The sequence below is a fragment of the Amycolatopsis deserti genome (genome assembly GCF_014653945.1).
GTDB classification, from domain to species: domain Bacteria; phylum Actinomycetota; class Actinomycetes; order Mycobacteriales; family Pseudonocardiaceae; genus Amycolatopsis_E; species Amycolatopsis_E deserti.
In genome coordinates this window covers 142177-152943 of sequence record NZ_BNAU01000009.1, presented here as the reverse complement: position 1 = coordinate 152943, position 10767 = coordinate 142177, and the positions used below count along the sequence as shown (strand labels likewise).

10 protein-coding genes are annotated in these 10767 nt (G+C 71.5%); 4 read left to right on the top strand and 6 right to left on the bottom strand.

Features of this window, described 5'->3' with window-relative positions:
* Positions 1-81 precede the first annotated feature (81 nt).
* Together IE290_RS31650 and IE290_RS31645 are read right to left on the bottom strand one after the other, a co-directional pair.
* Entirely contained in the window at positions 82-525 is a 444-nt protein-coding gene (locus IE290_RS31650; RefSeq protein WP_191248393.1) for a DUF6401 family natural product biosynthesis protein, read from the bottom strand.
* A 28-nt stretch (positions 526-553) separates the two neighbouring features.
* Entirely contained in the window at positions 554-2905 is a 2352-nt protein-coding gene (locus IE290_RS31645; protein ID WP_191248392.1) for a Tex family protein, read from the bottom strand.
* A gap of 157 nt (positions 2906-3062) precedes the next feature.
* Between IE290_RS31645 and IE290_RS31640 the strand changes: the two genes are divergently transcribed.
* Together IE290_RS31640 and IE290_RS31635 are read left to right on the top strand one after the other, a co-directional pair.
* A complete protein-coding gene (locus IE290_RS31640; protein ID WP_191248391.1) occupies positions 3063-3308 on the top strand; it encodes a hypothetical protein in 246 nt (81 codons plus the stop codon).
* 111 nt (positions 3309-3419) lie between these two features.
* Positions 3420-3581: a hypothetical protein gene (locus tag IE290_RS31635; RefSeq protein ID WP_191248390.1), complete on the top strand. Its 162-nt coding sequence runs from the start codon at positions 3420-3422 to the stop codon at positions 3579-3581.
* On the opposite strand, the gene IE290_RS31630 is transcribed toward IE290_RS31635, so the two are convergent.
* Positions 3578-4078, bottom strand: a complete 501-nt coding sequence (locus IE290_RS31630) for a hypothetical protein (RefSeq protein ID WP_229874836.1) — start codon at positions 4076-4078, stop codon at positions 3578-3580. The two genes, IE290_RS31635 and IE290_RS31630, sit on opposite strands and share 4 nt — an antisense overlap.
* Before the next feature lie 47 nt (positions 4079-4125).
* Positions 4126-4332, bottom strand: a complete 207-nt coding sequence (locus IE290_RS31625) for a hypothetical protein (RefSeq protein WP_229874835.1) — start codon at positions 4330-4332, stop codon at positions 4126-4128.
* 86 nt (positions 4333-4418) lie between these two features.
* Between IE290_RS31625 and IE290_RS31620 the strand changes: the two genes are divergently transcribed.
* Together IE290_RS31620 and IE290_RS31615 are read left to right on the top strand one after the other, a co-directional pair.
* Positions 4419-5165 (top strand): alpha/beta fold hydrolase, encoded by a 747-nt coding sequence (locus IE290_RS31620; protein WP_191248389.1) that lies wholly within the window; start codon positions 4419-4421, stop codon positions 5163-5165.
* Positions 5165-6400, top strand: a complete 1236-nt coding sequence (locus IE290_RS31615) for a cytochrome P450 (RefSeq protein WP_191248388.1) — start codon at positions 5165-5167, stop codon at positions 6398-6400. Before IE290_RS31620 ends, IE290_RS31615 begins: the two co-directional genes overlap by 1 nt.
* On the opposite strand, the gene IE290_RS31610 is transcribed toward IE290_RS31615, so the two are convergent.
* Both IE290_RS31610 and cobN read right to left on the bottom strand, forming a co-directional pair.
* Complete coding sequence (locus IE290_RS31610; protein ID WP_191248387.1) at positions 6375-7151, bottom strand: LamB/YcsF family protein; 777 nt, start codon at positions 7149-7151, stop codon at positions 6375-6377. The two genes, IE290_RS31615 and IE290_RS31610, sit on opposite strands and share 26 nt — an antisense overlap.
* The gene (cobN, locus tag IE290_RS31605; RefSeq protein ID WP_191248386.1) at positions 7148-10738 is read right to left on the bottom strand and encodes a cobaltochelatase subunit CobN; all 3591 of its coding nucleotides are present in this window, start codon (positions 10736-10738) and stop codon (positions 7148-7150) included. The genes IE290_RS31610 and cobN overlap by 4 nt, the downstream gene beginning before the upstream one ends.
* Positions 10739-10767 lie beyond the last annotated feature (29 nt).

The following is a 10767-nucleotide window of genomic DNA, read 5'->3' as shown; positions in this document are numbered from 1 at the left end:
CCGACCGGAAAAAAGGAATGCCGATCGTAGGCAAACCCGTCAACGATTCACCAGTGCCGTTCGGCGGCTTTCGCCCGGAATTCAGCGGAAGTATTCGCGCCGATTGTTCACTTGTTCACCGGTTTCGACCGGCCGGGTGCGGGCGAACTCCGCCTCGGCGGGCAGCCTCGGGCCGCGTGGCTCGTCGGCCGCCAGCAGGAGGCAGGCCAGCAGGCGCAGCCCCGTCCACTCCCGCTCGGTCCAGCCGCCGGGGTCCGCCGGTGGCTGCCAGTCCAGCTCCGCGGCCTCGGTCCACACGTCGTGGGCGTGACCGGCCAGCAGGACGAGCCGCGACACCGGCTCCTGGCGGGCGACCATGTCCGCCTCGCAGCGCACCGCGTCGGCGACCGCGGTCAGGTGGCGGTCGAACGCCCGCCACAACGAAGGGTCTCCGGCCAGCGCCCGCCAGCCGGAGTCGAGCCGTCCGGCGATTCCGCGCAGCCACCGCCGCGCGGATCGATCTGCCAGGGAGTCGGCCCACCGCACCCTTCGATGATGAACCCCGAACGGCGTTTTAGCGACCGTAGCCAGCCTTTCGGAGGGCATCGGCCAGCGCGCCACCGCCGCCGGCCGGCTCGCGGCGCTTCGGCTGACCGCCCTTGCGCGGCTGTCCGCCACGGCGCTCGCCACCGCCGCCACCAGCGGGTTTGGCGCGGCCGCCGCCGATCTCGTCGTCCAGGCGCAGGGTCAGCGAGATCCGCTTGCGGGCGATGTCCACCTCGAGCACCTTCACCTTGACGATGTCACCCGGCTTGACCACCTCACGCGGGTCCTTGACGAAGTTCTTCGACATCGCCGACACGTGGACCAGGCCGTCCTGGTGCACGCCGATGTCGACGAACGCGCCGAACGCGGCCACGTTGGTCACCACGCCCTCCAGCCGCATGCCCGGCTTGAGGTCGCCGATCTTCTCCACGCCCTCGGCGAAGGTCGCGGTCTTGAACGCCGGGCGCGGGTCGCGGCCGGGTTTCTCCAGCTCGGCGAGGATGTCGGTGACCGTCGGCAGGCCGAAGGTCTCGTCCACGAAGTCCTCCGGGCGCAGCTTGCGCAGCACCCGCTCGTTGCCGATCAGCTCACGCAGCTCGACGCCGGTCTTGGACAGGATCCGCCGCACCACCGGGTAGGCCTCTGGGTGCACGCTGGAGGAGTCCAGCGGGTCGTCGCCGCCGCGGATCCGCAGGAAGCCCGCGCACTGCTCGAACGCCTTCGGGCCCAGTCGCGGGACCTCCTTCAGCGCCGAGCGCGACCGGAACGGGCCGTGCGTGTCGCGGTGGTTGACGATGTTCTCGGCCAGGCCCGCAGTGATGCCGGAAACCCTGGTCAGCAGTGGGGTGGAGGCGGTGTTGACGTCCACGCCGACGGCGTTCACGCAGTCCTCGACCACCGCGTCCAGCGAGCGGGACAGCGCGACCTCGGACACGTCGTGCTGGTACTGCCCGACGCCGATCGACTTCGGGTCGATCTTCACCAGCTCGGCCAGCGGGTCCTGCAGGCGCCGCGCGATCGAGACCGCGCCGCGCAGCGAGACGTCCAGCTCGGGCAGCTCCTGCGAGGCGAACGCCGACGCCGAGTACACCGACGCGCCCGCCTCCGAGACGACGGCCTTGGTCAGCTTCAGCTCGGGGTGCCGCTTGATCAGCTCGATCGCCAGCTTGTCGGTCTCCCGGGACGCGGTGCCGTTGCCGATCGCGATCAGGTCCACCGAATGGGCGGCGCAGAGCTTCGCCAGCTCGTCGATGGACTGGTCCCAGCGGTTCTGCGGCTGGTGCGGGTAGATCGTGTGGGTGTTGACGACCTTGCCGGTGGCGTCCACGACGGCGACCTTCACGCCGGTGCGGAAGCCCGGGTCCAGGCCCATCGTGGCGCGCGTGCCGGCGGGCGCGGCCAGCAGCAGGTCGCGCAGGTTCGCGGCGAACACGTTCACCGCGTCCTCCTCGGCCTTCTGCCGCAGCCGCATCCGCAGGTCGATGCCCAGGTGCAGGAGGATCTTCGTGCGCCACGCCCAGCGCACCGTGTCCTGCAGCCACTTGTCGGCCGGGCGGCCCTCGTTCTTGATGCCGAACCGCTGCGCGATGCGGCGCTCGTAGTCCGAGGGACCGACCTTCGGCTCGTCGCTGGGTTCCTCGGGTTCGACGGTGAGGTCGAGGACCTCCTCCTTCTCACCGCGCAGCATCGCCAGCACCCGGTGCGAGGGCATCTTGGTGAACGGTTCGGCGAAGTCGAAGTAGTCGGCGAACTTCGCGCCCTCGGTCTCCTTGCCCTGGCGGACCTTCGAGGAGAAGTAGCCTTCGGTCCACATCTTCTCGCGCAGCTCGCCGATCAGGTCGGCGTCCTCGCCGAAGCGCTCGACCAGGATCGCGCGGGCGCCGTCGAGGGCGGCCTGGGCGTCCGCGACGCCCTTCTCCGGGTCGACGAACACGGCCGCGGCGGCCTGCGGGTCGGTGTCCGGGTCGTTCAGCAGGCCGTCGGCCAGCGGTTCGAGGCCGGCCTCGCGGGCGATCTGGGCCTTGGTGCGGCGCTTGGGCTTGTAGGGGAGGTAGATGTCCTCCAGCCGGGCCTTGGTGTCCGCGGCGCGGATCGCCTCGGCCAGCTCCTCGGTGAGCTTGCCCTGGCTGTCGATCGACTCGAGGATCGCGGCCCGGCGCTCGTCGAGCTCCCGCAGGTAACGCAGCCGGTCCTCGAGCGTGCGCAGCTGGGCGTCGTCGAGGGCACCGGTCACCTCCTTGCGGTACCGCGCGATGAACGGCACGGTCGCCCCGCCGTCGAGCAGGTCCACGGCGGCCTTGACCTGCCCTTCGCGGACGCCGAGCTCCTCGGCGATCTTCTGCTCGATCGACTGCACGGCCACTGTCACGATGCTGATCACTCCCTGCTCGCGGTTGCGGGGGCCAATTCTGCCTGCGCCGCCCGCGGCGGGACACGCAAGGGGTGCCCGCCGTTGCCGAATCGGGAGGATCGGCGCGGTAACCAACGCGCGCCGGGCCGCGACGTCGGGGTACCGGGGTCGAGGCAGGCAGGTGCGGATGGGCGGGAAGCGGCAGGTGCGCGTGGCGATGCACCTCCGGCGCGTCGACGTGGACGGGCCGGACGGGGAGCCCGTGACGTTGTCGTACCCGGGGATGCTGCTGACCGGGTACGAGGACGGCTGCAAGGTGTGCGAGCGCTGGATCCCGCTGGGCGGCGAACCGAGCGTGGCCGACGACGAGGTGCTGATCGACGCCCTGCACGCGGCGATGCTGTGGCAGAACCACGCGGAGGAGTGCCCCTGAACTGGGGGGAACGTGGTGCCGATGGTGGGCCAGGATGTGCGGGACCGGTCCGGCTGGCGATCTGTTGACCACCGCGCTCGTGCTCGCGCTGACCCAGCGGGGTTGCCGCGGGTGCTGGTGCTGGGGCCGATCTGGATCGCGACGGGGCTGCCGGCCCCGATCGCGCTCGGCCTGCCGGTCGGGCTCGTGGTGCGGGTGGTGCTGGGCGGTTCTCCGTCGCCGGACGTGAGCGCATTGTTCGCGTCGGTGTCACCTGCCGCCCGTGTCGGCTAGCGCGAGAGCGTCCAGAAGCGCACCGCGGTGCCGTCTTCCGCCAGCGTGTACCAGGTGCCCTCGCCCGCGGGGCGCGGCGGGCCTGTGACCGGGAACGGGTAGGTGATCTCGCCGCGTAGCGTCAGGTCGTGCAGGAGCCAGTGGCGGGCCGGGTGGTGCCCGGCGTCGGCGTACTCGGCCGGCGACGCGTGCATCGCGTCGCAGGCACGCCAGCAGGCGTGCCGCACCTCCCAGCGGGTGCTTCCGGCCGGATCCACCGCGCGGACCGCGTGCAGACCGGCGAACACGGCGAAATCACCCCGCGGTGACACGGTCGCAGTGCCGAAGCGGCGCGGCCAAGGCGCCGGGAACCGGACCTCGCGCCGCGAGCCGGGATCGAGAGCCACCAGTTCGGTGTCACCCCGCTGCACGAGCATCCGGTGCACCACTTCCGGGGCGTCGGCGTTCGCCGGAGCGAGCGGAGCGGGGACGGTGGCGACGAGGCGGGCGGCGGTCACGCGCACCCCTTACGGTCACGCCGCTCGGTGGCAGCGTTTGAAGCCGATCAGCGTCCGGTAGCGCTCGCGGGCCGCGAACTACGCCAGTGTCCACACCGCGGTCTGCCGACCTCCGCGCACAGGTGCAGCACACGGTCGTCGTCGGTCCAGACGCCCACGTGCGCGCCGAACGGGTCGGCGGTGTGGTTGAACAAGGCCAGGTCCAGCGGCGCCGGCTCGGTCACCGTGGGCAGCCGGGTGAGCAGGGAGTCCACAAGATCATTCTGCGTGTCCGTGCCAACGTGCCGCGAGTGTGCCAAGCTCGCCACTGCACGGGTCAGCGAGGACTTGGAGGGCGCACATGGAGCGGGTCGGCACCGGTGAGCACGTCGTGTTCGTGCTGCACGGCTGGTTCGGGTCGTCGAAGGCGTGGCAGGAACTCACCCCGCACCTCGACACCGAGCGGTTCAGCTACCTCTTCCCCGACTACCGCGGCTACGGCACGCGCAAGGACGAGGCGGGCGCGCACACCATCGCCGAGGCGGCCGGGGACGTGCTGCTGCTCGCCGACGAACTCGGCGTCGACCGGTTCTCCCTCGTCGGGCACTCGATGGGCGGCAGCGTCATGCAGTACGTCCTCGCCGAGGCGCCCGGCCGCGTCCGGTCCCTGTTCGGGATCTCCCCGGTGCCCGCGAGCGGCGTGCCGATGGACGAGGACACCTGGGGCCTGTTCAGCAGCGCCGCCGACGACCCGGCCAGCCGGCGCGCGATCATCGACTTCACCACCGGCGGCCGGCACCCCGACTCGTGGCTCGACGGCATGGTCATGCACTCGCTGGAGAACTCCGACAAGACCGCGTTCGCCGAGTACCTGGAGGCTTGGGCGAAGACCGACTTCTCCGAGCGCATCGCCGGCAACGAAGTGCCGATCAAGGTCGTCGTCGGCGAACACGATCCCGCGCTCAGCGAGGACGTCATGCTCGGGACCTTCGGGCAGTGGTACCCGAAGCTCGAGCTGGAGGTGCTGCCCGACGCCGGGCACTACGCGGCCGACGAGGTGCCGGTGACGGTGGCGAACATGATCGAAGTGTTCCTGGACGAGCACTGATGTCCGATGTGGACGTCTTCGACCCGAGGGTGTTCGCCCGCGGTGTGCCGCACGACGAGCTGCGCCGCCTGCGCGACACCGAACCGGTCGCGTGGCAGGACGAACACGAGGTGCTCGACTGGCCGTCCGGGCCCGGCTACTGGGCGGTGACCCGGTACGCCGACGTGAAGCACGTGCTGCGCACGCCGGAGGTGTTCTCGTCCTGGCTGGGGGCGACGCAGATCCGGGACCCCGAGCCGGACGACCTCACGTTCATCCGGCGGATGATCCTGAACATGGACCCGCCGGAGCACAACCGGTTGCGCCGCATCGTGTCCGCGGTGTTCACCCGGCGGCGGCTGGAGCGCTCGGCCGACCAGATCGCCGAGCGGGCGCGGGCTCTGATCGGGGCGGTGGTGCCGCGCGGGCGGTGTGATCTGTCGGTCGAGGTGACCGACGATTTCCCGCTGCTCAACCTCGCCGACCTGATCGGGGTGCCGCCGCAGGACCGCGGCTTGCTGCTGAAGTGGACCAACCGCGTCATCGGCTACCAGGACCCGGAGCACGCCGAGATCGTGCGCGGCCCCGACGGGAAGCCGATCAACCCGCGGTCCCCGGCGATGCTGGCCGACATGTTCGGCTACGCGCAGGAACTGGCCGAGGCCAAGCGCCGCGATCCGGCCGACGACCTGATGACCGCGCTGGTCCAGGCCACTGTGGACGGACGCTCCCTGGACGACGCCGAGCTGCGGATGTTCTTCTTCCTCATGGTGATCGCCGGGAACGACACGGTGCGCAGCGCGCTTCCGGGCGGGGTGCTGGCGCTGGTGCAGAACCCCGGCGAGTACCGGCGGTTGCGGGCCGATCCGTCGCTGGTGCCGAGCGCGGTGGAGGAGATGCTGCGGTGGCATCCGCCGGTGCTGACCTTCCGGCGGACGGCTGCCGTCGACACCTCGTTGGGAGGGAAGCGGATCGCCGCGGGGGACAAGGTCGTGGTGTATTTCGCTTCGGCGCATTTCGACGAGCGGCAGTTCCCGGATCCCTATCGGTTCGACGTCTCGCGGGCGCCGAACGATCACTTGGCGTTCGGGCAGGGGCCGCATCTGTGTCTGGGGGCGCACTTCGGGCGGTTGCAGATGCGGGTGTTCTTCCGGGAGTTCCTGACGATGCTGCCCGAGGTGCGTTTGGATGGCGAGGTGCGGCGGTTGACGTCGAACTTCATCAACGGGATCACGCACCTGCCGCTGCGCTGGTGAACGGCCGCACCGAAACCCCAGCCTCCACCAGCGCCGCCCGCACGCGGCGGCCGATCTCCACCGCGCCGGGGGTGTCCCCGTGCAGGCAGATCGACTCCGGCTCCACCTTCACCTCGGAACCGTCCACAGCCACCACAACGCCCTCGACAGCCATCCGCACGCATCGGCGGACCACCTCGTCGGCGTCGTGGATCACCGCTCCGGGCTCTCGGCGCGAGACCAGCGTTCCGGACGGCGTGTAGGCCCGGTCGGCGAACGCCTCGCGCACCGGGCGCAGACCGGCCGTCTCCGCCTGGCGCAGGAACTCCGAACCGGGCAACCCCAGCACCGGCAACGACGGGTCGAACAACCGCACCGCCTCGACCACCGCCGTGGCCTGTTCCGCGTGGTGCACGATCGCGTTGTAGAGCGCGCCGTGCGGCTTCACGTACGCCACCCGCGTTCCCGCCACCCGGGCGAACGCGTCCAGCGCCCCGATCTGGTACAGCACGTCATCGGTCAACTCGGCAGGGGACACGTCCAAGAACCGCCGCCCGAAGCCGGCCAGGTCCCGGTACGCCACCTGCGCGCCGACCGCGACACCCCGCTCGGCGGCCGCCGCCGTCACGCGTCGCAGCACGCTCGGGTCTCCCGCGTGGAAACCGCACGCCACGTTGGCGCTGGAGACGATCTCCAGCAGCGCGTCGTCCTCCGTGAGGCGCCAGACCCCGAATCCCTCGCCGAGATCCGCGTTCAGGTCCACCCCGGTCACTCGCCCTCCAGCTCGCCCTCGGTCCGCAGGTACACCTCGCGCAACTCCCCCAGCAGCTCCGGGTCCGGCTCCGCCCACAGGCCGCGGTCGGCGGCCTCGGTCAGCCGCTCGATGATGCCGCGCAACGCCCACGGGTTGGCCTTCGCGAGGAACTCCTGGTTCTGCTGATCGAGGACGTACGACTGGGACAGCTTCTCGTACATCCAATCCTGCACGACCCCGGCGGTGGCGTCGAAGCCGAACAGGTAGTCCACAGTGGCCGCCAGCTCGAAGGCGCCCTTGTAACCGTGCTTGCGCATCGCCGCGATCCAGCGCGGGTTCACCACCCGCGCGCGGAACACGCGGGCCGTCTCCTCCGACAGCGACCGCGTCCGCACCGCGTCCGGGCTCGTCGAATCGCCCACATAGGACGCCGGCGCCTGGCCGGTCAACGCCCGGGTGAACGCGATCATCCCGCCGTGGTACTGGAAATAATCATCCGAGTCGGCGATGTCGTGCTCACGCGTGTCGGTGTTCTTCGCCGCGACCTCGATGCGCCGGTACGCGCTCTCCATGTCCGGCCGCGCCTCGACGCCGTCCAGACCGCGCCCGTAGGCGTACCCGCCCCAGGTCGCGTAGACCTCGGCCAGGTCGGCGTCGTCGCGCCAGTTGCCGGAATCCAGCAGGGGCAGGATCCCCGCCCCGTACGCGCCCGGCTTCGAGCCGAAGATCCGCGTGGTGGCCCGGCGTTCGTCACCGTGCTCGGCCAGATCCGCCTGCACGTGCGCGCGCACGAAGTTGTCGGACGCGGGCTCGTCCAGCGACGCCGCCAGCCGCACCGCGTCGTCGAGCAGGTCCACCACGTGCGGGAACGCGTCCCGGAAGAACCCGCTGATCCGCACGGTCACGTCGATGCGCGGACGGCCCAGTTCGGCGAGCGGGATCGGCTCCAGCCCGGTCACCCGGCGGGACGCGTCGTCCCACACCGGCTGGACACCCAGCAGCGCCAGCACTTCCGCCGCGTCGTCACCGGAGGTGCGCATCGCCGAGGTGCCCCACACCGACAGGCCGACCGACTTCGGCCACTCGCCGGTGTCCTCGCGGTAGCGCCGCAGCAGCGACTCCGCCAGCGCCTGCCCGGTCTCCCACGCCAGGCGGCTCGGGATCGCCTTCGGGTCCACGGTGTAGAAGTTGCGGCCGGTCGGCAGCACGTTGACCAGCCCGCGCAGCGGCGATCCGCTCGGCCCGGCCGCGATGTACCCGCCGTCCAGGGCGTGCAGCACCGCGTCGATCTCGCCGGCCGTGCCGGCCAGCCGGGGCACGATCTCGGTGGCCGCGAACGTCAGCACCCGCGCGACCTCCGGATCGGGAGCCACCTCCGCGACCGCCTCCGGTGCCCAGTCCCGTTTCTCCATCGCCTCGACCAGCGCCCGCGCCGACGCCTCGATCGCGTCCACTTCGGACGTCGGCGCGCCGTCGCGCAGGCCAAGCACGGACCGCAGCCCCGGCACCGCACCGGCCTTGCCGCCCCACATCTGCTGGGCCCGCAGCATCGCCAGCACCAGGTTGACCCGCGCCTCACCGGCCGGCGCGGCGCCGAGGACGTGCAGGCCGTCGCGGATCTGCGCGTCCTTCACCTCGCACAGCCAGCCGTCGATGTGCAGGAGGAAGTCGTCGAACTCGGCGTCGTGCGGGCGCTCGGAAATCCCCAGGTCGTGGTCCAGCTTGGCGGCCTGGATCAGCGTCCAGATCTGCTGCCGGATCGCGGGCAGCTTCGCCGGGTCCATCGCCGCGATGTTCGCGTGCTCGTCGAGCAGCTGCTCCAGCCGGGCCAGGTCGCCGTAGCTCTCCGCCCGCGCCATCGGCGGGATCAGGTGGTCGACGATCGTGGCGTGCGCGCGCCGCTTGGCCTGCGCGCCCTCGCCCGGGTCGTTGATCAGGAACGGGTAGATCAGCGGCAGGTTGCCCAGCACCGCGTCCGGCCCGCAGGACGGCGACAGCCCGGCGTTCTTGCCCGGCAGCCACTCCAGCGAGCCGTGCTTGCCGAGGTGGACCACCGCGTGCGCGCCGAACTCCTCCTCGATCCAGCGGTAGCAGGCGAGGTAGTGGTGGCTCGGCGGCAGGTCCGGGTTGTGGTAGATCGCCACCGGGTTCTCGCCGAACCCGCGTGGCGGCTGGATCATCAGCACGACGTTCCCGGCCCGCAGCGAGGCCAGCACGATGTCACCGTCCGGATTGGACGACCGGTCCACGTACAGGTCGCCGGGCGGCGGGCCCCAGTGCTCCTCGATCTCCGCACGCAGGTCTTCGGGAAGCGCGGCGAACCACTCGCGGTAACGCGCGGCGGGCACGCGGATCGGGTTGCCGGACAGCTGCTCCTCGGTCAGCCACTCCGGGTCCTGGCCGCCCGCGGCGATCAGCGCGTGGATGAGCGCGTCGCCGTCCGGCTGGTCGGTGCCGGTGGGCTCGACGCCCGGGAAGGGCTCGTCGCCCAGGTCGTAGCCCTGCTCCCGCATGCGCCGCAGCAGCTCGACGGCCGAGGCCGGGGTGTCCAGGCCCACCGCGTTGCCCACGCGGGAGTGCTTCGTGGGGTACGCCGACAGCATCAGCACGATCTTGCGCTCCGGCGGCGGGGTGTGCCGCAGCCGGGCATGCGCGAGGGCGATGCCCGCGACCCGCGCGGCCCGCTCGGGGTCCGGGACATAGTGCGGCAGGCCGTCGTCGTCGATCTCCTTGAACGAGAACGGCACGGTGATCAGGCGGCCGTCGAACTCCGGCACCGCCATCTGGTTGCCCGCGTCCAGCGGCGACAGGCCGTCGTCGTTGGCCTCCCAGGTCGCGCGGTCGCTGGTCAGGCACAGCGCCTGCAGCGTCGGCACGTCGAGCGCGGCCAGCTCGGCGACGTCCCACGCCTCGTCGTCCCCGCCGGCGCCGGCCTCCGACGGCCGGGTGCCGCCCGCGGCGAGCACGGTGACCAGCAGCGCGTCGGCCTTGCGCAGCTCGGCCATCATCTCCGGCTCACGCGAGCGCAGCGACGCGCAGTAGATCGGCAGGGCCTGCCCGCCCGCGTCCTCGACCGCCTCGGCCAGCGCCTCGACGAACCGCGTGTTCCCGGACAGGTGGTGCGCGCGGTAGTAGAGGATCGCCACGACGGGACCGCGGGAGTTCACAGCGCGGCGTCCGTGTCGATCCAGCACACCCCACGCGGGCTGCTCGGCGGGCGGCTCGAAGCCGTCGCCGGTGAGCAGCAGCGTGTCGGTGAGGAACCGGTGCAGCTGGGTGAGGTTGGCCGGGCCGCCCTGCGCGAGGTAGGCGTGCGCCTCGGTGGCGATGCCGGCCGGAACGGTGGACAACGCCATCAGCTCCGCGTCCGGTGTCTGCTCACCGCCCAGGACCACCACGTGCTTGCCGCTGGCCCGGACGGTGTCCAAGCCCTCCTGCCAGGTCCGCGCCGATCCCAGGATGCGGACCACGACGATGTCCGCGCCTTCCAGCAGCGCGGGCAGCTCGGCCAGGTCGAGCCGGGCCGGGTTGGCCAGGGTGTAACCGGCCTCACTGGTCCGGGCGCTGAGCAGGTCGGTGTCCGAAGTGGACAGCAGCAGGATCACGCGGTTCCCTCCTAGGTCTCCCCAACACT